Annotated in this window: 17 protein-coding genes; 8 read left to right on the top strand and 9 right to left on the bottom strand. The window is 43.2% G+C overall.

Translation table 11 applies throughout. The features are described from left to right. Positions 1–33: 33 nt before the first annotated feature. The 9 genes from BUC10_RS01595 to BUC10_RS01555 form a co-directional block, all read right to left on the bottom strand. Positions 34–1,548 (bottom strand): sugar porter family MFS transporter, encoded by a 1,515-nt coding sequence (locus BUC10_RS01595; protein ID WP_073177060.1) that lies wholly within the window; start codon positions 1,546–1,548, stop codon positions 34–36. Between the two features lie 186 nt (positions 1,549–1,734). Next, entirely contained in the window at positions 1,735–4,611 is a 2,877-nt protein-coding gene (locus BUC10_RS01590; protein ID WP_073176156.1) for a PKD domain-containing protein, read from the bottom strand. Between the two features lie 27 nt (positions 4,612–4,638). After that, complete coding sequence (locus tag BUC10_RS01585; protein WP_073176155.1) at positions 4,639–5,475, bottom strand: glycoside hydrolase family 16 protein; 837 nt, start codon at positions 5,473–5,475, stop codon at positions 4,639–4,641. 29 nt (positions 5,476–5,504) lie between these two features. Further along, positions 5,505–6,923, bottom strand: coding sequence for a carbohydrate-binding protein (locus BUC10_RS01580; RefSeq protein ID WP_073176154.1), 1,419 nt, complete (start codon positions 6,921–6,923; stop codon positions 5,505–5,507). A 12-nt stretch (positions 6,924–6,935) separates the two neighbouring features. Further along, entirely contained in the window at positions 6,936–10,127 is a 3,192-nt protein-coding gene (locus BUC10_RS01575) for a glycoside hydrolase family 2 TIM barrel-domain containing protein (protein ID WP_073176153.1), read from the bottom strand. 314 nt (positions 10,128–10,441) lie between these two features. After that, positions 10,442–13,234, bottom strand: coding sequence for a helix-turn-helix and ligand-binding sensor domain-containing protein (locus BUC10_RS01570; protein WP_084732503.1), 2,793 nt, complete (start codon positions 13,232–13,234; stop codon positions 10,442–10,444). Positions 13,235–13,483: 249 nt separating this feature from the next. Further along, a complete protein-coding gene (locus BUC10_RS01565) occupies positions 13,484–14,491 on the bottom strand; it encodes a 4-hydroxyproline epimerase (protein ID WP_073176152.1) in 1,008 nt (335 codons plus the stop codon). A gap of 15 nt (positions 14,492–14,506) precedes the next feature. Beyond that, the gene (locus BUC10_RS01560; RefSeq protein WP_073176151.1) at positions 14,507–16,030 is read right to left on the bottom strand and encodes an aldehyde dehydrogenase (NADP(+)); all 1,524 of its coding nucleotides are present in this window, start codon (positions 16,028–16,030) and stop codon (positions 14,507–14,509) included. Further along, a complete protein-coding gene (locus BUC10_RS01555; RefSeq protein WP_084732502.1) occupies positions 16,031–16,954 on the bottom strand; it encodes a dihydrodipicolinate synthase family protein in 924 nt (307 codons plus the stop codon). It lies immediately after the preceding gene. Positions 16,955–17,090: 136 nt separating this feature from the next. Between BUC10_RS01555 and BUC10_RS01550 the strand changes: the two genes are divergently transcribed. The 8 genes from BUC10_RS01550 to BUC10_RS01515 all read left to right on the top strand — a co-directional run bounded on the left by BUC10_RS01550 (position 17,091) and on the right by BUC10_RS01515 (position 26,009). Next, positions 17,091–17,933: an AraC family transcriptional regulator gene (locus BUC10_RS01550; RefSeq protein ID WP_073177057.1), complete on the top strand. Its 843-nt coding sequence runs from the start codon at positions 17,091–17,093 to the stop codon at positions 17,931–17,933. Positions 17,934–18,057: 124 nt separating this feature from the next. After that, the gene (locus tag BUC10_RS01545) at positions 18,058–18,714 is read left to right on the top strand and encodes a carbohydrate-binding family 9-like protein (RefSeq protein ID WP_165614840.1); all 657 of its coding nucleotides are present in this window, start codon (positions 18,058–18,060) and stop codon (positions 18,712–18,714) included. A gap of 352 nt (positions 18,715–19,066) precedes the next feature. Then, positions 19,067–20,854 (top strand): PQQ-dependent sugar dehydrogenase, encoded by a 1,788-nt coding sequence (locus BUC10_RS01540; protein ID WP_084732500.1) that lies wholly within the window; start codon positions 19,067–19,069, stop codon positions 20,852–20,854. 59 nt (positions 20,855–20,913) lie between these two features. Continuing rightward, positions 20,914–22,185: an amidohydrolase/deacetylase family metallohydrolase gene (locus BUC10_RS01535; RefSeq protein ID WP_245812747.1), complete on the top strand. Its 1,272-nt coding sequence runs from the start codon at positions 20,914–20,916 to the stop codon at positions 22,183–22,185. Positions 22,186–22,202: 17 nt separating this feature from the next. Then, a complete protein-coding gene (locus BUC10_RS01530) occupies positions 22,203–23,318 on the top strand; it encodes a bile acid:sodium symporter family protein (protein ID WP_073177053.1) in 1,116 nt (371 codons plus the stop codon). A gap of 10 nt (positions 23,319–23,328) precedes the next feature. After that, complete coding sequence (locus BUC10_RS01525) at positions 23,329–24,258, top strand: RraA family protein (protein WP_073176150.1); 930 nt, start codon at positions 23,329–23,331, stop codon at positions 24,256–24,258. A 48-nt stretch (positions 24,259–24,306) separates the two neighbouring features. Next, positions 24,307–24,774 carry a RidA family protein gene (locus BUC10_RS01520; RefSeq protein ID WP_073176149.1) on the top strand — a complete coding sequence of 156 codons (468 nt, stop codon included), beginning with the start codon at positions 24,307–24,309 and terminating at the stop codon, positions 24,772–24,774. Between the two features lie 20 nt (positions 24,775–24,794). Next, a complete protein-coding gene (locus tag BUC10_RS01515; RefSeq protein ID WP_073176148.1) occupies positions 24,795–26,009 on the top strand; it encodes an aminotransferase class V-fold PLP-dependent enzyme in 1,215 nt (404 codons plus the stop codon). The last annotated feature ends 3 nt before the right edge of the window (positions 26,010–26,012 follow it).

Here is a 26,012-nt window from a genome sequence, read left to right as displayed (position 1 = left end):
AATTGTAGTTCACCAATCATCTTTTGTGTTCTTCTATGATCGAATTAATAATTCCTCAACTTCTTCCAAGGTTTTTCCTTTGGTCTCTATTACAAATCGGTATACAAAGAACATAGCGAGTAAGGAAAATAAGGCATAAATGGCAAAAGTTAAAGTAGGGCCTAGATTTGTTAATTCCCATGGGAATACCTGTGTAACCGAAAAACTCACCAAGGAATTGAAAAATCCAACAACCGAAATGGCAATCCCCTTAATCTTACTTGGGAAAATTTCGGAAATTAAAGTCCACATGACCGGCCCCAAGGATATGGCAAAGGCTGCAACATACAGCAAAATTGCCACTAAGACCAAGGTAGCATTGACCTGAATGAAATTGGTTACTTCATTGCGTTTAAAATCCAAAAACTGTTGGTCATTCAATTTTTTCCGAACCTCGGTAAATAGTGCGGCCTGATTGTCAAAAGTCTTTCCTTCAAAATCTCCCAAGGCTTTATATACCTGATAATCTCCCACTTTTCTCAGTGAGGTATCCCCAAAATGGTAGGTAGCATTTTTAAAGGCAAGTGTTGCCATCAAAAGTGCAACGGTCATCAAGCTGGTACCAATCAACAACAAAGGTTTTCTTCCCAATCTATCGATCAACCAAATCGCAACAAGGGTAAACACTAAGTTGGTGAGCCCTACAACAATGGCTTGTAGAAATGATGAATCTGTGCTGCCGCCGGCTTGTTCGAAAATTGTTGGGGCGTAATAAAAGATAGCATTGATTCCTGTTATTTGTTGGAAAAAAGCGATACCCAAGGCGATTATCATAATGGTGGTATACTTTTTTTTCGTTAGGTCTGTAAATCGTCCGGCCTTTTCTTGTCTGGATTGTCCACGTTGTATTTCCGCGACGGTAATCTCAGCGTATTCCTCTCCTCCTATTTTCATTAGGATTTTTCGGGCCAATTGAATCTTGTTCAATTTTAAAATAAGCCACCTTGGACTTCTGGGCACCGTGAATAGCGAAAGGAAATAAACTACGGCAGGAACGGCCTCTACCCCAAGCATCCATCGCCAACTATCTTCACCGGAGTTCACAAAGAAATAATTTGAAAAATAAGCCACTGAAATACCAATGACTATGTTCAACTGGTTAAAGGATACCAAACTGCCCCTAAGATGTGGAGGTGCGATCTCAGCAATATAAATTGGAGCTATCAAGATAGCACCGCCAATGCCTATACCTCCTAAGATTCTGGCAATTATAAACTCCGTATATCCGGTTGCCAGGGCCGACCAAGTAGCTGAAATGGCAAAGAGGGCAGCAACAATAATCAGAACACGTTTTCTCCCAAACCTATCGGCAAGTGGTCCGGCCAAAATGTTACCGGCCATAGCTCCGAAAATGACGCATCCCACCGCAAATCCTAGCATAGCGTCCGTCATCTCAAAATAAGAGGTGATACCCTTGATGGCACCTGAGATTACCGCACTGTCGAATCCTAACAAAAATCCCCCTAAGGCTACTATTAAACTTATGAGAATAGTGTAGGATCTATTCATTTTAATCACTTGGTTGCTTTGTTTCATCTGTTTGAAATGGTTGGTTTCAATCGCCCAAGTTGAAAATTAGGTGTGAATAGGCCGGGTGGTTTACCCGACCTATCCGATAAAACCTCTTGAGCAAAAAGGCTTTAACAACCCTAATTTTTGCATTATTCCGATGGTCAGAATAACACTTTAATAGATTTATATTTCAGTTACAACTACGTCATCAATAAGTACTTCACCGGCACAAGTTGCCGCTCCACCACATGTAGCTTGAATCAACAGGGATATCCCTTCTTCAATACCAGCATCTGTAGTAAAACTACCTGTGTAGGTCTGCCATACATCAACCGTGCTAACGTCCATGGCGTTACCTAAGTCATGTGAAACAGCTGGATTCGTTGTAAATTCTGAGAAGGCCAATACCTGCAGGATGGATCCGTCAACAAAAGCCGAGGTGATCTTATACCTAAATGTAACCTGTACTCCTTGATTACCAGCTATACTTCCCGCAAATCGTTCTTGTTTCAAGTTCGGCACTTGAGAAGTACCTGTGGTCAGCCTGGCTGAATAAGTACCTGTATTCGCATCCGTATCAATTATAGTCACCGATCCACCACCGGCATTAAGCTGCCAGCAAGCGCCATCCCCGGAGTTAGCCTCAAAACCTCCATTGGATAACAATTCGCCCGTTGGCGGTGCAGGACATGTTGAGCCACCGCCACCGCCATCGTTGTAGAAATAGATATTATCTACATACACCGTTCCTATTACATCTACCACATCGAGAATCAACTGGCTAAAGTCTGTTGGAGTGGCTGTTAATCCTGCAGCTTGAAGATCGGCAATGGTTACGTCTATAGAGTTCCATTGACCTGCTGTAAGGGTAGTCCTTTCATCGGCCTGGGTGTCATTACCCCCACCAAAACCATCTCCACCAAAATCAACCAATCTGGATATGAAGTCAAAGGATGTCGCCGTCCAAACATCGATATGGAAGTTGGTCATACTGGACAGATCTACAGTTTCTGTAAGGGTTTCAACCCCGGCAAAGTCCAAATCAGCGTACAGTTTTGTGTCATCACCAGCAACTTGAACATCAGATACTCCAGTACCACTACTAAAAGCGGCGTAGAAAGTGTCTGCCGTAATGTCGGTATAGGCGTTACTGAAAATGGAAATCACGTCAGCAGCATCCCGAGATGGAGGGGTCGGAGCCGCAGTGGTAGGCGTATCACCTCCGCCAGCACTATCATTGTAAAAATAGATATTGTCCACATATACCGTTCCGATTACATCCACGACATCAAGTATCAACTGGCTAAAATCTGTTGGTGTTGCCGTTAATCCGGCCGCTTGAAGATCGGCGATCGTTACGTCAATAGAGTTCCATTGGCCTGCCGTTAAGGTAGTTCTTTCATCGGCCTGGGTATCGTTGCCACTGCCGAAACCATCACCTCCAAAATCTACCAATCTGGATATGAAGTCAAAGGATGTCGCCGTCCAAACATCGATATGGAAGCTGGTCATACTGGACAGGTCCACATTTTCTGTTAAGGTTTCAACCCCGGCAAAGTCCAAATCAGCGTACAGTTTTGTGTCATCACCAGCTATCTGAACATCGGATACCCCAGTGCCGCTGCTAAAAGCGGCATAGAAAGTGTCTACCGCAATGTCGGTATAGGCGTTACTGAAAATGGAAATCACGTCAGCAGCATCCCGAGATGGAGGGGTTGGAGCCGCTTCTGTCGGCACATCACCTCCACCTGCGATGTCATTGTAGAAATAGATGTTATCAACGTATACCGTTCCGACTACATCAACAATATCAAGTATCAATTGACTGAAGTCCGTGGGTGTCGCAGTTAATCCTGCAGCCTGAAGATCGGCAATGGTTACGTCTATCGAGTTCCATTCACCTGCGGTAAGGGTTGTCCTTTCATCGGCCTGGGTATCGTTACCACTGCCGAAACCATCACCTCCAAAATCTACCAACCTGGATATGAAATCGAATGAGGTTGCTGTCCAGACATCGATATGGAAATTGGTCATCGTTGATAGGTCTACAGTTTCTGTCAGCGTCTCCACACCAGCAAAGTCCAAATTAGCGTAAAGTTTTACCGCATCGCCAGCTACCTGCTCATCGGTCACTCCATCGCCGCTACTAAAGCTGGCAAAAAAGGTATCCACAGCAATATCTGTATAGGCATCGCTAAAGAGGGAAATTACATCCGCCGGATCTCTGGTTGGAGGCGCAGGAGCTGCTTCCGTAGGCGTATCGCCACCTCCCGTAGCGCCCATCTGTTCAATATCATCTATATAGAAAGTTCCTGCCGTGGTACCAGGTCCATCAACGAACATCGTGAATCTAGAAAAACTATCCGAGGAGGTGAAGTCAAAGGACAACATTTCCCATCCAGTACCTCCATGGCTTGCCGACACTTCCGTATCCGCCCCAGTACCCTCTTCCAATTTTACCAAGACATCTATAGCTTCCTCAGCCCAAAAGTTCATTGTAATGGTTTTATCATCGGTAAGGTCAATTGCAGTATTCAAATTAAAAAAGATACCTTCAAACTCCGCCCCAATATTGGTGATTGCACCTACATTTGAAGCTGTATCGTTGGTACCCGAAAGGTCCGGGTTTTCTAACACTTCAAAAGCTGCTCCAGTAAATGTGCCTGCCGTATAGTCTACATTTGCACCATCAAAAGTGATTGGTAAAACAGGTAATGTGAGTGGCTCAGGAACCGAAATTATAATCTCATCCTCAGTGGAATCCGAAGCTCCGGCCGAGTTGGATGCCGTAAGTTGCACCGTAAACGTACCGTTGGCAAATGTCTTTATGGGGTCTATTTCTGTCGATGAGGTACCATCTCCAAAATCCCATTCAAACGAATCAGCATTTTCCGAAATGTTGATAAAAGATACCGTACCGGTGTTTTCATTCAAATCAAAGGTAAAGCCTGCCAGCACCGCTGGAAGGATATTCCCCTCGTCATCTTCTTCACATCCTAGAAAGGATATTGCCAAAATCAATAGCGATAGAATCTTGGCTCTTTTAAGTAATAGTTTCATTGTAGTATGCGTTAGTTTAGTCTTTTCTTAATTATATACTCTTACATAGTCCACCAACATGGTCTGGGGAAATTCTGTTTCTGCATTTGGGGCACCTACGAAAGAGCCTCCAACGGCCAAATTCATCAAAATGAAAAATGGTTTATCGAACACCCAGGGACCTGTCACATCTTCCGGTGTGATTCTGTTGTAGAGAAAGTCGTCCACATAAAAGTTCACATAGTCCGGACCCCATTCAATTCCAAAGATGTGGAAGCCCGTATCAAAGCGATCGTTCTCCAAAATAAACTCCTTGGAAATGGCATCTCCACCTGAATAACCGGGCCCATGGACACTTCCGACCAAAACCGTTGGTTGTTGACCTCGATATTCCATGATATCAATTTCTCCGGCAGCAGGCCAAGGGTTTTCGTCAATATCAGCACCCAGCATCCAAAAGGCAGGCCAAATTCCTTGTCCATAAGGCAGTCGTATCCTGGCTTCAAAACGGCCAAATTTCTGCTCGAAAAGATCTTTGGTCAATAGTCTTGCCGAAGTATATGAGGCCCCTTCGAACGATTCTTGTCGTGCGGTTATTAATAATACTCCGTTTTGTACCTCAACATTGTCTGAGCGGTCCGTGTAGTACTGCAATTCTTGATTTCCCCAACCATCACCGTTCGGACCTCTTCCTATATCATATCCCCAAACCGCAGGGTTTGGAGCACCATCAGAATCAAATTCCTCTGACAACACCAGATTGGTCAAAGTTGCCACAGTCTGATCCTCATCCGTCTCACAGCCGCAAACTGCTAAAAGTAGTACCATCACTAATGCTGGAAGGGTCATACGTTTTTCTATATTGTTTTTAATGAAATTCTTCATCTTCTTTTTCTTTGTTTGAATTAGTTTTCTTATCTGTAGAAATAGATGTTGTCCACGAAAATGTCTGAAATGGTGGAATCTGTTATAAAGAACAGTAGTCCCAATTGAGAACGGTCTGTCAAGCCCACAAAGTCAGATAGTGGAATATCGAAACTTACCCAACCATCGGTGGTCAGTGCATCGCCATTAATGGTGTATTCACCAGATGTTTCATTGTTTCCAACCGAGTTCAACAACTGCAGCCTAATAAAATCGCCTGGAGCAATGGCTTCGTTTACTTTGATATCCAAATGCAGCGTCTCCATGGCCGTAGCGTTGACCGGAGCAACATCCGTAAAGAACCCTATCCCAACAAAATTCAATTGGGTATAATTGATGACCCTATCACCATTTAAATCCAAAGGTGGTGCCCCACCTTGTGTAGTCTGACCATCAGGGATAAAGAATCCGTTGAAATAATCCACTCCAACATTGGTATATGCATCACTAAAAATAGAAATGACATCGCTTGGATCTCTTTGTGGGGGAGTCGGAGCAAAATCAAATGCCCTTGTAACATTCAGTGCAAGGGAACCCGCAGCGGCTACGTTCGCCAAGCTAGCGGTAATTGTTGCTTCACCCGTTCCCACTACGGAAACCTCTCCAAGTTCGTTTGCACGTGCAACATCCACGTTTGTTGATTCAAAATCGAAGTAACCAGGCTTTGCGGTAAGTGTTATATTTTCTCCGGAACCAATATTAAAGGTCTGGGTCAGTCCTTGTATGGTTATTGGAATGCCCAAAAAACCTTCTTGAGCAATATCGGCACCATTTAAGATTGCAGGTCTTGGCTGTGCAATGTTACCAAGTCTTTCGAATTTTACCTCATCCATCCAAAACGTATACCCAAATCCCGCGGTTGCATCCGTTCCAGCTGAAAACCAGAGCATTCCTCTTTCCTCAACCAACTTTGAAGGATCGGGAATGGGAATCACATATTTCACCCAATCGGTACTCAAGGTAACCCCGTTTCGTGTTACTTGGAACTTATTCTCCTCAAAGTCCTGTCCAAAACCAATCTCTCCAATAACTATTCCTCTAGAGGCTTTTGCATAGAAAGTCAAGGCATCATAACCGCTTAAGTCCCTTCCGGCTCCATCTATTCTGAAAATGGCTCCGGCAAAACTTCCTTCAGGGTCGTTTGCATTGGGCACATCTATCCGAATTGATGCCTCGCTTTCAAAACCAACTTCATTATCCACTCTGAATGCCGTTGCCTTTGAATTGAGAAAAGGAAAATAAAAATTACTTCCCAAACCCACTGGGGAATCAGTAAACACGTCAGCCGTTGTGCTAAAGGTTGCAAACTCCACATCATCTGAAAAATCTCTTTCACAACTGTAAAAAACAGCCATACTCAAGCTCAGAAGAAAAACAAATCGTAAGTTTTTATATTTTATATTTTTCATCTTCTTATTTTTTTATTTCCCGATATTGATATGTACATATGTCATAATCTCCCACTCTTGCCCATTGTCAAATCCAACCGTACTTAAAATGGGTGTCGGAGGAAATGTGTTTGGTCGAAGCGCGTTGGGCGAATACCTGGGCGAGAACTCATTTAAAGATCTCCAGGTTCCTCGAATCCCAACTTGGGTGCTGGGCAAAATGAACCAATCCGGTTTGCCCAAGGTCGTTGAAATGTCCAACATCAATTGCAAGGGGTATGTAAGGTTGAAATCCCTGTGGTAATCATAAGGTCCCCAATCGTTGGCTTTCACATGGGTTCGAAATTTCATATTCTTATATATCGCCCTAACATCGGCGCCAAATCTTTTTATGAGTCGATCGCTGTCACCATTGCCCTGTCCATTTCCATAGTAGAAGTTTCCGATGATTCCTAGGTCAGGATTGACCTTGGAAACCATTCTGGAATGAATCTCCCATAGGTCTTGGGCTGGTGCTGAATTGGGAAAAGAAAAAATGGTACGATCGGCCAAGAACCCAATATGTGCATCCATGGTTGTAGGAAGATGACGGTATACAAAGCCCAGGTTCATGGCGAACTTGGCATCTTCAGCCCTATCGTTATCCCACTCGTACATCCAGGTGCCGGGTGTAGGGTCGAAGGTCAACAATAACTCTCCAGCGGTGGTTTCCCTATTCCAACGTACCGAAAAAGGATCGTCAATAATATTTCTTAATCTTCCAGGTGCCTGTACATCTTGGGGGATGGCATCCACTAGGGGTTTTTGCCATAAGAAATTGGGTGCAATCTGGAAATTGCCGGTGGCGTATGTAAATCCGGATAATACATTCACCTGATTTCCACTTCCCGTGTCTCTCAGTTTCCATCCCGTGAAGGTCATAGTTTGATCGCGACCTCCATTAGCAATTAAGCCCATGGCCGCGGTTTGACCGTACCAATTGAATTTACCGCCTTCGTAAGTCATTTTGAATTTACCTCCCCAGTTATCGCTTGCTTGGATTCTATCCTCAAAAACGGTATAGTTCCCGGGGGTACCTCTTACATCTTGAAAGGCTGTACCATTCAGAGGGCTTCCTGCCCAAATACCTCCAATTTCGAAACCAAATTTTCCAATCTCTCTTTCTATGGCAATGGCGGCTCTTTCTGTCGGCCAGGGTGGAACCACACCACTACGTAATTGGTTGATGTCCAAAACACGCCGTCCACTATCATCAAAAACGATATTCGTTTCAAAATCGCGATGGTAAATACCCGTCACGTCAAACTTTCCAATATGTCTTTTATACTTGAAAAGCATCGTTGGATTGGCACCCCACCACAATTGCGGTCCAATTGCAGCTTTGAATCCCTTAAGCACACCTTTTCCATCCACCTCTGCTCCAAGAATTTCACCGTTGTAGATATCGAGGTTTGGCCCGTAGTTGGCTTCTGGATAAAATCCAAAAAAGTCACCTTCGTATCCCCAGTGGTAGTGCCCCGTTCTGTAGAAACCTCTCAAATCGAACTCCTTGGCCTTCCATTCAAATTCAGCTTGGTAAACCCTAATCCTATTGACGTCCTGCACGAGTACGTTACCTTGATCGGTATTCACCTCCAAGGGTCGGGAATTGTTTTCATAAAAAATCTCGTTAATTGGATTTTGGGCCACATTCCCTACAACATTAACATTAACCTCGGCACGCATATTTGGTGCTGGATTCCCCTCTACTCCAATAAAATAGGATTGCATATGATCAAAACCTAACTCGCTTGGAAAGGTGTTAGGGTCGTCCGGATCGGCATTGTCCGGTGTGGTAATCAATCTACCTCCAGTGCTAAAGGTTGCGAACTTGGCCTGTAAATTACTGATTCGAAGCAAATTACTTTGTTCACCTGTCAAAGCGGCCTTATCACCGCGAGCCCTCAATACGGCATCCATAATTTGGATATTGTTGAAATGGTTCTGCAAAAAGTCCATATCAACACCTTCTTCATATGGATTCAGCTGGTGTGCATCCTTCAGCGCGTAATAGGCAGCTCTTGGGTAGAGGTCATAGAGTCCTCTAGGGTTTGTTGCTCCTTTGGCACATATTCCAAACCACTCCTCATTCATATTATTGGCTCCTGGAGAGGCCAAATCCCTTGCGTAACCGCCGTTGGACCATGAAGCATTGTTATCATGGACATCAGCATTCTCTCGGTCATCAAAACCGAATTTCCACCATCCATCACTAAACTGAAAAGTAAATCCACCTATGGAATTGCCCACTTGGCCCAATCCGGCCGCATTTTCGTAAATCTCCTTCCAGTTTTCAAGCATATAATAGGCTTGTGAGTACTGGTCTTCCTTGTTTTCTACTGCGTTAAATGCATCGGCACCAAACTCCGTGAACATTACTGGTTTGTTCAGTTTGTCCTTTACAACCTGAAACATATCACCAAAAGAAGCTCCACGATAAGTATTGGTTCCGTAGATGTCCACATCTTTACATTCCTCTGCAACGATATCAATAAAGAGCACATCTCCATTACAGATGGCCACTGGGTGCGATGCGTCCATAGACTTCATCATTTTCGCAGCCTCGTTCATCAACCTATACATGGGTCTTCCACGACTTTCACCTATAAACTCTATTCTGCCTTCATCATCAGGGAAATCCTCTGTTTCCGCTCCGGCCCAGAACAGTCCATAGTTGTTTTCGTTTCCTAATAGGTATAGCAAAAGGCCGGGAGTATCTTTATAGCCTTCCACCAACTCCTTCATTTCAGACATTAAAAAGTCTGAAGTTGTGGGGTCATCGTAAATGGTTACCGGTGTCCAAACCCCATTCAAGGTCAGTCCGTAGCGTCCGAACGAATGGTTCAACATGGTGTAGATACCGTAGTTTTCGTAGATATACTGAATCCACTTTGCAGGGACACCTGTATATTGACGAATCACATTTACTCCCATGTTCCTGAGTAATGCCATTTCTGTATCCAGACCCGCTTTGATGATATCATCGGGTTTGTTCCAGAAATCCGCGTTCACGGTGTTGGTTCCAATCGGAATGTAATCCCAATTCATACCATTGATCATGAAATCCTCACCGTTCACAACTAATTTCGTTCCTTGCTCATTACTTACAACAGAGACCTTATCGGACTGGGCATACATACCCGTTGCAAACAATAAGAGCAGCAATCTCATTAAATTGTTTTTCATAGTCATGTTTAGTTTTAGTTTGATGTTAGCTTACTAAGGGAGGAAGGTGATGATCGTTGCTTAAACAAAATCGCGCAGATTAAACACAATTCCCCACTTTTGTGAACGTCTAAACTTATCTTAAAAAACTACCGAGTCCATAAAAATGACCTCAACAAAAAATATACATTTCAAAAAATGTTCGCTTTTTTTGTCAAATCGTCAAAAAGTTAGATTTAATGGGGGCTGAGAAGGGAATACAGAAAAGCTGATTTACACACTTTTTGCTCTTTGTATAGGTAATGTTGAGGTAAAAACTTAAAACTGTAGAGGGCTTATAGCTTTAAGATGTAGTCTACTAGGTTATCATCATGCTCCAAGTTCATTTTCTTACGAAGGCGATACCGTTTAATCTCCACGCTTCTTGGTGAAATGTTGAACATTGGGGCAATTTCCTTGGAGGAAAGATTCAAACGCAAATAAGCGCATAACCTGATGTCGTTGGGAGAAAGATTTGGATGTGCCTTTTTTAGTTTCTTGAGGAATTTTCGGTCCGCATTATTGAACGCTTCCTTGAACAATTCCCAATCGTCGTTTTGATTGAGATTCTTATCAATGACATGAATTATGGGTTTCACGGATTCTTTGTCCTCTATACTTGACGCAAGTTGCTCTTTGACCTTTGTGAGCAACTCGTTCTTTTTGATGATACTCATTGTAGAGGCCGCCAATTCGTTACTCTTACTCTTAAACTCTTCCTGAAGTTGTTTGTTTTTAAGCTTTATAATCTCTTTTTCGTTCTGGGCCTTGGTCAATTCCATTTCTCGTTGGTTCTCCGCTATCAATTTCCTTTGTCTACTGTGATAGTAACGCCTGTAGGAACTGTGAATAAGGATAGATCCCAATATTCCACCTATAATGTAAAGCGCCAAAAACAAATTGGAAAGGTACCATGGTCTGGCAATCTTAAAGCTGTAGCTATCCATCTTGTCCGAAATACGTTCGCCCATTTTTGCCCTTACTTGGAAAGTATAACTTCCTGATGGAAGATTCTCAAAAGATACAGATGCGGTCTCGGACCAATCACTCCAGTTTGGATAAATACCTTCAAGTCTATATTGATATTGCGGTTTTAAATACTTGCTGTAATCTGGAACATAATACGTTATTTCCAAACTGTTTTCCTCGCTATTAAACTTTCCTTCACCTGTTGGATCGATAAGACTTTTTTCGGTTTCAATCCTGTTTTTACCTGCCTTCTGAACTGAACCTATAGACACTTCGATCTCGTTCTCTCTAAAATCTTGGACATCTATCGTAAAATAACCTGATCTGGCGCCAAATAGATAGTGGTCATTTTCTGGTAGGGCGGTTGCACTTTCGTACCCGATTATCCCATTGCGGATATTCTCAGTAAGTGGTATTTGATTTATGGTCGGGGTGCTCGCCAACCTACCTTCAGTCACATATCCAATATTTGTATTGGAGAAGGTCCATAGATATCCATTTTTGCGATCCACCAACATTTTACCAGATGTGTAGTCCTTTGCCTTATATAGCCCACTCAGAATTGAGTCCCTGACAAAGGAATTGGAATTCCAATCATATTTAAAAACTCCTTTTTGGTAGGCATAGAGAAGGTCCCCTTTGTACTTTATAATTCCAGAATTGGAACCTAGTATGTCCGTATCCACATTCAAGCTGGTTACGTTTGAAAAGTCCTCCTTTACCTCCAATTTAAAAACTCCCTTGTATTCGTGATTGACGAATATTTGGTTGTCGAATACCTCGAAATAGCGCGCAGAGTGCTCAAAACCATCAATCTTGTTTCTAAGTCGCCACGTATCCGCAACCTTTTCCAAAATATATAGTCCATCGTAATTTCCCTGTAAAAGCAGGTTCTGCTTGTTTTCTAGGGAACCTACCTTCCATGTTCCTTGAACGTTGGATATTTGTCTAGCACTGTTACCGATTACTTGGTAGGTTCCGGTATGATGCCCAACAAAGAGAGTGTCATCAATATTGCTGAGGGACCAAACCTGTCCTTCCGTTCCTTCGATAAATCTAAAATCCTCCTTGGTGTCCAATACTTTATAAAAAAGTCCTTGGTTGGTTCCAAGATACAGTCTTCCATCTTTGATTATAGAGGCATAAACTCCGCCGACCAGACCTTTGCCATCAGGATAGACCCTAAATGGTGAACCAATATTGATGTAGCTAATCCCCACATCCAATCCCAACCAAATATTACGGTCCAAATCTTCGTACAAAGACAAAACCGTATTATTTTGGAGACCGTTAAGTTGGTTTATTTGCTGTATGATGTTTCCATATTCGTCTGTGATGATGAGTCCATGTGATATGGTTCCCAGCGCAAAATTTCCATTATTTAATTGAAGCCCACTGTACAGGCTAATGCCAGAAAGCAGTTTATCAACAGGGACATTCCATTTTTCGAGTTTACCATTGTTGGTTCGAAAAAAGCCATCATCCCTTGTTAAAAAAAGTAGTTCTCTACCTGATGTGAAAATATTGATGATTTCATTGGTTTTTAAGGGCTCTTGATCATAAACCAGTATATCACGTCCATTTTCAATGCGGAATACCCCTTTACCCATTTTTTGGAAATGAATAGTGCGATCCACTTTAAAGATTTTGGGCACGAAGGTTTCCGAATCTATGGTATTGACCCTATCATCGCTGAGATTATAACTATAGATTTTGTTGTGGGACTGGAAAACAATCCAATCTCCAAACTCCAAAATGCCCCAAAACTCCTCGTCCCTAGAAAGTTGGTCCTTTATTTTAGCTGAAAGGCTTGTATACTGCAAGATGCCCACATTGTCCTTTTCCCAAAAACCGAACTCCATGTAGCAGCCAGTATAAATTCTGCTGCCAACTACCTTTACAGATCTTAGGATAGATGCATTTGGTGATGGATATAAAGTCCATCTGGCCCCATCAAACTCCAGGAGACCCTTATTGTTGGCAATATAGATGAGTTTTTGGCTGGATTGGGAAACCGCCCAGTTTTGGCTCTCGGAACTATAATCGGCAGGAGAAAAGTTTTGAATGGGAGGTAATTCTTGTGAAATCCCAACACTCCATAGGAATAGCGCAATGGGCAAAAAAATATTTCGAGGGATGACCACCAAGTTAGTTGCGAGTTAAGTAAGAAGGTCTTGTTTTGTCTAAGTAGAGCTTCTAAAATAAGCTCCATGTCCCCTTATTCGTTAAACAAAAACCTTAGCTGTACCTTTAAATTACACAAAATCCTGGTATGGGCACAAACAAAATTATGTTTTCAACTTCAAAAAATTCTGCAAATGACGACAGCACAGTGCATCAACTTCGTAGCTATGCTATAAAATCAGATTCTAAATAACCTGAAAACCATGGGCATAAGGGTCATCATCATCAATAATTAGGTAATTGTATCCTGTTACTTGTGCCCAGCCTTGAATACTCGGGATAATTGCCTTTTTATCCTGTAAGGTTGTTTCCTTCTGAACTTGTCCTATAAACTTGCTGCCGATAAAGCTTTCATGAATGTACCGCTCTCCAATTTTCAATTTGCCCTTTGTATATAACTGGGCCATTCTGGCCGATGTTCCCGTACCGCATGGGGAACGATCTATGGCCTTATCACCGTAAAACACAGCATTCCGTCCAGAGGATGATGGATCCAGCGTATCACCAGTCCAAAGCATGTGGCTTACATCTCTGATTGTTTCATTCTCGGGGTGCACAAAAGTATTGGGATATTTCGCATTTATGCGATCTCGAACCACCTGCGAAAACTGGATAATTTTACTAGCAGTAAAATCATGTACTCCACTAAAATTAGCTTGTGGGTCCACGATGGCGTAGTAATTACCTCCGTACGCAACATCGAAAAAAACCTCTCCCAGTTCCGGACATTCTACCGAAAGATTTTCGGCCGCGAGATAGGACTTAACGTTGACCAATCTTACCCATTCTACTTTTTTGCCAGTTTGCTTATACTCTATTTCCACTAATCCGGCGGGGGTTTCCAAACGGATTCTTCCTGGTACTTTTGGGGAAACCAACCCTTCTTCAATAGCAATGGTTACGGTACCAATGGTTCCGTGCCCGCACATGGGTAAACAGCCCGAGGTTTCAATAAAAAGAATAGCCACATCATTTTGCGGGTCATGGGGAGGGAACAAAATACTTCCACTCATCATATCGTGCCCGCGTGGCTCAAACATAAGACCTTTTCGAATCCAGTCAAATTCCCTAAGGAAGTGCTGTCGTTTTTCACTCATGTTCCTACCAACAAGAGTAGGTCCACCGCCCGCAACAACTCTAACAGGGTTACCGCAAGTATGTGCATCTACACAAAAAAAGGTCTTCTTCGCCATTTACTGATGTTAGGACTATTTTGTTTTTAGGGAATTGGGCAACAATGTCTTTGGAAACGATTGATAACTCACTGGTCGCACCCACCTTTTAATAGCATCTGCGCCAACCGCCGTGAACCTGGAATCAGTAGAGGCAGGATACGGTCCACCATGATGCATGGACGGGCAAACTTCTACGCCTGTTGGCACACCATTAAAGATAATTCTACCCACTTTTTGTTCCATGGCATCAACCAAAGTCGTAAGATTCAATCCGTCATTGTCCTCAGCAATTATTGTTCCTGTTAACTGACCTTCAAGATTGTTGACTATCTCCACAAGCTGTGCTTCATCCTCAGCCTTAACGACCAAAGAAAAAGGACCAAAAACCTCTTGTCCCATTTGAGGGTTGGCCAAAAAATCGGAGCCGGAAACCATTGCTATTTTGGGGTCGGCATAGTTCACTTGAGCTCCTGTATGGGCAGCCACAATGGACACACCTGACTGATCAATTACCTCTGCGCCATGGGCTTCAAAACCATTTTTAATATTTGGATGCAACATACACTGCGCTTCAACCTGAATGGTCTTATCCGCCAAATCCCGCACAAAATTATCTGTTTCTTCACCCGCTATGGTCAACAATAGACCAGGGCTTGTGCAAAATTGACCTGCTCCCAAGGTAATGGAAGCAGCGTAGGAATCTGAAATTGCCGAAGACCGCTTTGAAATGGCATTCGGAGTAATTATCACCGGATTGACACTCCCCATTTCTGCAAAAACAGGAATTGGTTCCCTCCTTTTTGCGGCCAAATCAAACAAAGCTCTACCTCCACCTAGGCTACCCGTAAATCCCACTGCTTTTACATGAGGATGGTTTACCAAAGACATACCGGCCTCCTTGCCTCCAATAACACTCGAAAACACCCCATTCGGCATTCCTGTCTTTTTGGCGGCCTTGATGATGGCACCAGATACCAACTCTGAAGTACCTAAGTGCATGGGATGAGCCTTTACTATCACCGGACAACCTACGGCTAGGGCACTTGCCGTATCACCTCCCGCAGCTGAAAAGGCCAAGGGGAAGTTGCTGGCGCCAAAAACGGCCACCGGACCCAATGGGACAAGGGTCTTACGTAAATCTGCCTTTGGCATTGGACTTCTATCCGGTTCCGCAGCATCAAACGTATTTTCCCGCCAGTCCTCGTTGGAGATCAAGGTGGCAAAGGAACGCAATTGCCCCACAGTCCTTCCCCGCTCTCCAATGGCCCTACCTTCAGGAAGACCAGATTCCGAAGTATAACAATCAACCAATTCGTGGTCCAAAGCAAGAATTTCATCGGCAATGGCATTTAAAAAAGAGGCCCGCTGCGAGCCTGGTGTCCTTCTGTACACGCTAAATGCCTCCCACGCCAATTGTACAGCCTGACCAATTTCTTCAGAGGTAGCTTCAAAGAAATCTGTTGGGTTTTCAACATTCAGCTTTGGGTTTATGGTCTTATATATAACCTTGCCAAGCGAGCTTAGCCTATCCCCAATGTAATTCTTTCCTGTAATCATTTATGCTATGGTTCTAAGATTTTTATAATCTGGCAAGGTTGGACGATTCTGCATCGCCTTGTCAATAACACCAATGACCCTCGCCCTTTCCGCACCATGAAGTGGCAGCCTTGGAGCTCTTACGTGTTCCGTCCCTATGCCCGTTGCCACTTCGGCCAATTTAATATTTTGAACCAATTGTGGACTAATATCAAGTTCCAGCAACGGAATGAACCAACTGTAAATCTTCATGGCTTCCTCTATCTTTCCTGCCTTGACCAATTCATAAATGGCCACGGTTTCCGCCGGATAGGCGCAAACCAAACCGGCAACCCATCCATCTGCCCCAATGACCAAGCTTTCCAAACCAAGGGTATCTACCCCAGTGAACACTTTGAATCTGTCACCAAAACGGTTTTTCAATCGGATAATATTCGTGATATCCCTGGTCGATTCTTTTATCGCCTGAATATTTTCGCATTCGGTCAACGCATCGAACATCTCCAAAGTTACCTCAATTTTATAGTCGACAGGATTGTTATATATCATTATAGGTAGCGAAGTGCTATTGGCAATTGCCTTAAAATAGGTCACAGTTTCAAAATCAGTAGCCTTATAGCGCATTGGCGGTAACAACATCAGGCCTTCCGCTCCAACCGCTTCTGCATGTTGGGCAACCGCTATAGCATCCGAAGTGCTTTGTTCTGCAATATTAATGATTACAGGTACCTGCCCTTCAACAATGGACAAAGAGGTTTTAATCAGTACCTCCTTTTCTTCGCGTGTTAAGGTGCTGGCCTCCCCTAAGGTGCCACCCAAGATAATACCATGAACTCCTGCCTCCAATTGAGCGCGAATGTTTTTTTCAAACATGACCAAATCCAATTGATCATCAGCTGTAAACTTTGTCGTAACTGCGGGCATAACACCCTCCCATTGTACCATAATAATAGTTATTTGACGCAAAATTAGGTGAGTCAACAGAATCCGTTGGGCCAAAAATTAACCTATACTAATACTATATTACCCAAAATGTAATTAATATTTTGTTTTTTTGATTAATTTAAGTCCAAACAACAAATTGAAGGTCCTCCCTTTTAAAATCCCGAAACCTAAAAATGAGGCCTTGGTCTATCAAGAAGACCGGGAGCACGTCTTTTATAACCAGTTGCACCAGCATGGAGAAATCCAGATTAGTTTTGTGGAAAAAGGTTTGGGTTCCCTAGTTGTGGGAGATACTATAAATGAATACAGGGAAAACGATATTTTGGTTATTGGTGGTTTTCTTCCACATGTATTTAAAAGTGACTCCAAGGCGGCACATCAATCCGTGATGTACACGCTTTTTTTTGACAAGGATGCCTTCGGAGAAACTTTCTTTGACATTCCAGATCTTTCCTCCCTTCAAGATTTCTTTGAAAAATCCAAGCATGGGATGAAAATCCTGTCGAAAAAGGATCATATCATCCCACTCTTTAAGTCCTTGGCGAAGCAAAATAAGGTAGAACAGATGGCCACTTTGCTACTTGTTCTAAATCTAATTTCCAAGGCCAAAACAGCCCCTCTTTCTTCATTTGTCTATAAAAAAATGTATTCTGATGACGAGGGGAAACGAATGGGTGATGTTTTCAGGTTTGCGATGGAAAAGTTTCATGAACCTATCACTTTAGATCAAGTCTCTAATGTAGCCAACATGAGCAAAAATGCCTTTTGTCGCTATTTTAGAAAAAGGACCAATAAGACCTTTTTTCAATTTTTAATTGAAATCAGGGTTGAACAGGCCAGTAAATTTATTTCAAGTGGCGCGGAACTGTCCATTTCAATGATTGCGGAGCGTTGCGGATTTAAGAATATTGCCAACTTCAACAGAAAGTTTAAACAGATAAAGGGATGCACACCCTCCCAATATCGAGCAAAATTCTAGTTCATAGCCACTTACAATTTGTACCTTTAGTGCTCAACTAGTCAACCTTGCCATGTTTAAAAAGTGGTCCACCCTCTTTTTCCTTTGTTTGCTGATTGCAGGCTGTAACCCTAAAACCAACCATGTGGATAAAACCATAATAGTAAAAGAAATCAAATTTGAAGGAAACCCTGATATCCAACAGGTTTCAAAACTATTGGATACGAACACGGAAAGCCATGCGGTAGACCTAGTCAATTGGGAACGCTTTTCCTACCAACCTAAAGTATCTTTTAAGATAGCGCATTGGAACAATAACATCTGGTTAAAATATGAGGTGGTGGAGGATAATATTCTTGCCGAAAAGACACAAACCAATGATTATGTCTCCAAGGATAGTTGTGTTGAGTTTTTCTTTGATCCCTTGGGTGATGGTAGCTATTACAATTTCGAATTCAATTGTATAGGGACAACACACTTGGCTTACGGACCGCAAAGGAAAAAAAGACAGTTTAGCAACCCAGACGATATCCACAAACAAATTCAGGTTCAATCTTCGCTGGGTTCTCAACCTTTTGCTGAAAAAAAGGGTGGGCACCAATGGGAAATTACCATTATTATACCTGCCGAAAGCCTCGCTCATAATCCTCAAATCCAGTTAAAGGGGCTTAGCTCAAGAGCAAATTTTTACAAATGTGGAGATGCAACCTCAGAGAAACATTACCTAAGTTGGAATCCGGTCCATACTAAAAAACCAGACTTCCATCGTCCCGAGTTTTTCGGAAAACTGATTTTTGAATAGGCCCTTTCTCGAGTATCTTTTAATACCGATCCAAAGTTTCAAATCTCTTCTACTTCATATTAAATGGAATAATGGTAGTTGGTTTACGGTTGAACAGATACCTCACAATGACCTTGGTCTAAATCTTTTGCTTCTTGCTTTTTTCGACCATAGATTTAATACTATAACCTAGGTTAGACAGTTTTCCAATTATTTAGGAAAATCATAAAAATGATTTTGATGTCATTTTAAGGTTTTTAATGTCATAATAGTAACAAAGTTTCTCTTCCCTTATCAACTTTGGAATACTTGAAACAATTTTTCGAATATTCGAGAGAAACGCAAATCTAGATTCACATTTTTGACCATTTCCATGAAGGACCAACCAAAACAGCCAATTACCAATGAAATTGCCTATATAAATTTGGTATTTAGGGTACATCCAGCGCTCATATGGGCTTGCCTTGCTCTTTTCTTTGTACAATGTAGCACTGATAAGGGCCCTCCCAATGGTGGTCTTTTCCTTCCTGATGGTTTTGAAGCTGTTGTAGTTGTTGATAGCACAGAGGGAAAAGTACGTCATATGGCGGTTTCTGAGGATGGATATCTATATGCAAAACTTAGGAACTCAAGCGCCGATGGCTCTATTGCGGTCATGCAAGATTCCAATGGAGATGGTAGGGCTGATGCGGTTGAACGCTTCGGCTCGTATCGCACTAGTCAAAAATGGAGTTATGCCACTGCCATGCGCATCTACAATGGCTATCTCTACTTTAGTTCTGAACTTGTTGTGTATCGGTACAAGCTAAAACCAGGAACCCTGATACCCGAGGGGGAGATGGAAATCGTTTTTACGGATGACCATCCCCATGGCAAGCACGAGCATATTGGAAAACCTTTGGCATTTGATGATGATGGACATATGTATATCCCGTTTGGCGCACCCTCCAACGCCTGCCAAGATCCCAAAAGAACACCAGGCGCACCTGGCTTGGACCCCTGCCCACAGTTGGAGGACCATGGGGGCATATGGAAATTTGATGCCAATAAATTAGGGCAGACGCAAAAAGATGGGGTCAAATACGCTACCGGAATCAGGAGTGTAGTCGCAATGGACTGGAATTCCGATGATCAAAATTTATATGTGGTGATGCATGGCCGGGACGATCTTTTGAGGTTATTCCCCAATGTTTATGACCCTTGGCAAAGTGCCCTGCTTCCCTCGGAAGAATTTATTAAGGTAACGGAGGGTTCTGATTTTGGTTGGCCGTATTGCTATTATGATCAAATTCAAGAGAAAAAAGTGCTGGCCCCCGAATACGGTGGCGATGGCAATATCATTGGAAGGTGCGACCAATTTGATGATCCTATTGTTGGATTTCCCGGACATTGGGCTCCAAACGATTTGGTTTTTTACGAAGGAGATGCGTTCCCAGAACACTATAAAAATGGTGCTTTTATTGCCTTTCACGGTTCTACCAACAGAGCACCCTATCCGCAATCAGGATATTTCGTAGGTTTTGTACCGTTTGAAAATGGTCAGCCTTCGGGAGATTGGGAGGTATTTATAGATGGTTTTGCTGGGGTAGACCCCATTGTCAGTGTCAATGATGCACACTTCCGCCCCATGGGAATTGCTTTTGGCCCAGATGGTTCCATGTATGTTTCAGACTCCGTAAAAGGTAAAATTTGGAAGATAACCTTTACTGGAGATAAAGATGGGTTTGGTCTTGACCAGCTTGCGGAAATGGAGCAAAGAAAAACGTTTACCCACATTCGAACGCCGGATAGAATCGCCGATAATTTAATGAAAGATGAAATCGCCGGAGGAGAAAAGACCTATTACACCTATTGCAGTGCCTGTCATCAAAAAGATGGTGGTGGGGCAACAGGAAGATTTCCCCCGATTGCCAACACAGATTGGGTAATGGGAGATAAGGAAAGACTCATAAAAATTGTGCTGGAAGGTATGGAAGGTAGTATTCAGGTCCATGGTGAAACCTATAATGGTGTAATGCCCCAGCATAGTTTTTTATCCGATAAGGAAATTGCCGAGGTATTAACATATATCCGTGCCAACTTTGAGAATAATGCCAGTGCCATAGATTCCATGGAAGTGAAAAAAATCAGAAATGATATACAAGCATCAAGCGGACAATAAAACCAAAGAAACAACCCTGGCTTAAACCCCATATCGATAGAGCCAAAAAAGATATAGATATGTGCAAAAAAAGTAAAATCAAGATTCCGTCCTGCATTCAAAATGCGGCCAAAGTTATGGTTATGTTTTTGGCTATGCTCCCTATTACTGCCCAAGACTATGACTTGCTTATTAAGAATGGCCATGTAATCGATGTAAAAAATGGAGTAGACCAAATAATGGATGTAGCCATTCTAGAAGGCAAGATTGCCAAAGTTGATGCGCAAATTCCACAAAGGCAGGCAAAAAAGGTAATTGATGCCCAAGGGCTTTACGTTACCCCTGGCTTGTTGGATATTCATACCCATAACTTCCATGGAACCGTTCCTTTTGGTTATTTAAATAACAGTTTTGCAGCGCTTCCTCCAGACGGCTTTACCCTTCGCAGTGGGGTGACCACCGTGGCTGATGCGGGTAGTTCGGGTTGGAGAGATTTCAGGAAGTTTAAGGAGCAGGTTGTTGATCGTTCCAAAACTAGAGTATTGGCTTTTTTGAATATTGTGGGCTTGGGAATGAAGGGTGGCGCCATTGAACAAGATGTTTCAGACATGGATGCCAGATTGACTGCCATGGTGGCAAAGCAATTTCCAGATATTGTGGTCGGTGTAAAGCTGGCTCATTATAGTGGGTATAATTGGACCCCGACCGAACGGGCAGTGGAAGCAGGTAAATTGGCCAGCATACCTGTGATGATTGATTTTGGAGGTAGCGATCCTGAACTGCCCATAAAAACCTTGTTTTTGGAAAAATTGAGACCTGGGGATATTTTCACCCATGCCTATGCCCATGTAAATGGTAGAACTCCCATTGTGGACAAAAATGGAAAGGTCAGGGATTTCGTTTTTACCGCTCAAGAACGAGGAATTATCTTTGACGTGGGTCACGGAGGCGGTAGTTTTCTATTCGAGCAAGCTATCCCGGCCATGAAACAGGGGTTAAAACCCAATTCCATCAGTACCGATTTGCATACCGGGAGCATGAACGGTGGTATGAAAACCCAAATTAATGTCATGTCCAAATTCTTGAATATGGACATGCCGCTAAATGAGGTAATCGGCAGTTCCACCTGGCAACCGGCTCAAATCATCCAAAGAGAGGACTTAGGCCATCTCTCAGAAGGAGCTGTGGCGGATGTAGCCATTCTGAATTTGAGAAAAGGGGATTTTGGTTTTATTGATACTAGAAAGAAAAAAATGAAAGGCACTCAAAAACTGGAGTGCGAACTTACAATTCGAGAGGGTGAGGTAGTGTGGGACTTAAATGGCCTGGCCAGCACACCTTGGGATAAATGACAAAACGCAACCAACCAATGAAAAAACAATATAAACTTCTTTTAATTGCAGCATTGCTCTGTTTAGTAGCTACGCTGGTCTTGCTGATTCTCGGACATGGACAACAAACAGGACCAACCGTTGTCCTGTTTTTCCTTTTGTTGGCATTGGGCTTCAGAGGTTCAAAAAAATTAAAGGGGTTCTCCTTTACCATTTTGGTTTTTGCCGCGGTAAGCGTTTCCATGTACTATCCCTCCTATTTTACATCAATTGGAGAGTTCCAGCTTAAATCGTTGATTGTTCCACTTTTGCAGCTTATTATGTTCGGTATGGGGACCGCAATGAGCATTAAGGATTTTGCTGGAGTGGTTAAAATGCCAAAGGGTGTTCTGGTCGGTCTGGTCTGCCAATTTACCATCATGCCTGTTCTAGGATTCACCATCGCAAGTTTATTCGGTTTTCCAGCTGAAATAGCTGCTGGTATTGTACTGGTGGGGTCTTCTCCAAGTGGATTGGCTTCCAACGTCATGGCCTATTTGGCAAAGGCCAACTTGGCACTTTCCGTTACCCTGACCGCAGTTTCAACCGTATTGGCCCCCTTAATGACCCCCCTTTTAATGAAAACTTTTGCCGGGCAATTTGTCCCTATAGATTTTTGGGGAATGATGTTGAGCATCGTCAAAATTGTAATCCTTCCCATAATTCTGGGATTACTCTTCAATTACTTTTTCCATGGTAAGGCCAAATGGCTGGACCGGGCCATGCCCATAGTTTCTATGGCTGGAATTGCGCTCATAATTGCAATCATCACAGCTGCTGGCCGTGATAGCCTCCTCACCATTGGTCTTTTCCTGATTTTGGCAGCTATCATCCATAATATCGCCGGCTATTTCCTGGGATATTGGTCGTGCCGAGTATTAAAAATGAAAGAACAGGATTGCCGAACCATTGCGTTGGAAGTAGGTATGCAAAATGGTGGATTGGCTTCCGGCATAGCCTTGGAGATGGGAAAAGTGGCCACTATAGGCCTAGCTCCAGCAGTTTTTGGCCCATGGATGAATATTTCAGGTTCCTCCCTCGCAACATGGTGGCGCGACAAAGATCCAGATACTGAAACAACCGATTCTGATAAAGAACAAAATGACCCTAATTAAACATTTCGAGATGAAACTACATGATATATTAAGCTTACTCCTGGTTTTTTCGGTACTAGCTGTGGGAAACCTACAAGCACAGACCCTGACCAAAAGTCAAATGGAATTCCTTACACCCCAGTACACAGGCGAACGATTTGACGACGGACGACCCAAAGTGGCAGATGATGTCCTGCAAAGGATGAAAAAGGTAACCATTGAAGAGGCATGGGGTGTTTTACGCAACGAAGGCTACCACAATCAGTTTGAAAGTGGCTGGCAACCGCTACATGACGACGTTCCGGTGATAGGAAGGGCCCTTACGGTCCAATACATGCCAAATAGGCCGGATGTTTCGGACCAAATAAAGAAAAAAGGCAAAGCCGATGGAAGAATTGGGAATACCAATTCTTGGCCTATAGATATGCTTGTGGAAGGAGATGTTTATGTCGCAGACGCGTTCGGTAAAATTGTTAACGGAACCTTGATTGGCGACAATTTGGGAAATTCCATTTATGCCAAATCAAAAAATGGCGTCGTCTTTAATGCCTCTAGTCGGGATATGGAGGGACTTTCAGAAATTGAAGGGTTTAATGCTTTTGTAAGAGGCTGGGACCCATCATTTCTCACCGAAGTGATGCTGCTCAGCATTAATACACCGATTAGAATGGGTGCGGCCACTGTGCTTCCCGGGGATATCGTCTTGGCCAAAAAAGAAGGTGTCATGTTTATTCCGGCCCATCTCGCTGAAAAGGTGGTGGTAACCTCTGAAGTGGTCCGACTTAGGGACCTGTTCGGAATCACCAGACTTAAGGAGGGCAAATACACTCCAGGGCAAATCGACAATAAATGGACCGAGGAAATCGAAAAAGACTTCTCCCAATGGCTTCGGAATCATATTGATGAACTTCCGGTACCAAAGGAACAAGTAAAGGAACTCTTGGAAAAACGCATGTGGTAATCAAAGAATCATACACGAAATCAAATCATTAATTAAAAGCACTATACAATGGAAAAAACTGATAGAAGGTCAGCATTTAAAAAATTAGGAATGGGGGTAGCCGCCCTATTGGGTGCGGGCTCAGTGAAGGCAATGGGCAAAGCACCAGCTCCAAAGAAAGAGGTAGTTGGTGAAATCGTCCAAGACAAAAAAATCCCCTTGTTTTCTGGGGCCGTGAAACATGGAAACACCTTATACGTTGCCGGTAAAGGCGCGCATTTTGAAGGAGATATTAAATCGCACACAGACCATGTGCTCAAAGAAATAGAAAAAGAGCTGGTAAAAAATGGCTCCTCCATGGACAAGGTATTGAAGGTAAATGTGTACCTGCACGATTTGGAGGATTATCATGGCATGAACGAGGTATATCGGGGTCGCTTCGGTGAAAATCCCCCAGTACGAACAACAGTTGCCGTTTACGGTGGTGTTCCCGGAGACTCTTTGGTAGAAATTGACTGCATAGCAGCATTGGATTAACGAATTATAAAAACAAGATCATGCTTACTAGAAGAAAACTTTTAAAGACCCTTTCCAGTGTCCCCGTAGTGGGAGGTTTGGTTGGAACGGGATTGCTCACCACGAATATGATGCACGCCGCTGTGGAAACAACAGCATCACGCAATTTCTTTAAGGAATTGGGAATACGAACCTTCATCAATGCTGCGGGAACCTACACTTCCATGACCGGTTCATTGATGTCCGAGCAAGTACTTTCCGCCATCACTTATGGAGCAACGGAATATGTGGATTTGGATGAGCTTCAGGATAAGGTTGGTGAACGTATAGCCCAATTATTGGAATGTGAATATGCCACGGTAACCTCAGGAGCGTTTGGAGCCATGTCTATTGGTACCGCAGGCGTGCTAAGTGGAATGGATGAAAAAATTGTGGCCAGATTACCCGATTCCTCTGGAATCAAGAACGAAATCATCCTCCAAGAAGCCCATAATATTGGTTATTCCAAGGCATTGACAAATGTTGGCGCTAAACTGGTTTGGGTAAAAACTGCCAAAGATCTGGAAAAGGCCATCAACAAGAATACGGCCATGCTCTGGTTCTTAAATGCAAACACCGAAGAGGGCGAAATAAAAAGGGAGGAATTTGTGGCTCTGGGCAAGAAACACGGCGTTCCAACTTTTATCGATTGCGCTGCCGATGTACCTCCGGTTGAGAATTTATTCAAGTTTACTAAAATGGGGTTTGATTTGGTTGCTTTTTCTGGAGGCAAGGGAATCCGTGGTCCTCAGAGTGCCGGGCTACTTTTAGGCAAACGCAAATACATTGAAGCCGCCAGGATGCATACACCCCCAAGAGGCACCACAATTGGAAGGGGAATGAAAGTGAACAAGGAAGAGGTTCTGGGCATGTTGGCAGCTTTGGAAACCTATTTGAACAAAGATCACGACGCCGAATGGAAGCTTTGGGAAAGTCAGATAAAATTGATTTCGGATAGCGCAAGATCCGTCAAGGGTGTGGAGACTGAGATTCACGTGCCCCCACATGCGAACCATGTACCGTCGCTGCGTATCAAGTGGGATGAAAATGTGGTCAAAATTACTGCTGAAGAGGCACGCAAGAAATTAAAGGATGGGCACCCATCCATCGCCACCGTTGGTAACAAGGATACGATTGGCATCACCACTTGGATGATGATTCCGGGTCAAGAGAGAATCGTGGCCCAAAGGGTGAAAGAAGTTTTGGAAAACGCTTAATTT

Source organism: Flagellimonas flava (genome assembly GCF_900129665.1).
Lineage (GTDB): Bacteria > Bacteroidota > Bacteroidia > Flavobacteriales > Flavobacteriaceae > Flagellimonas > Flagellimonas flava.
This window is presented reverse-complemented; position numbering and strand designations above follow the sequence as displayed.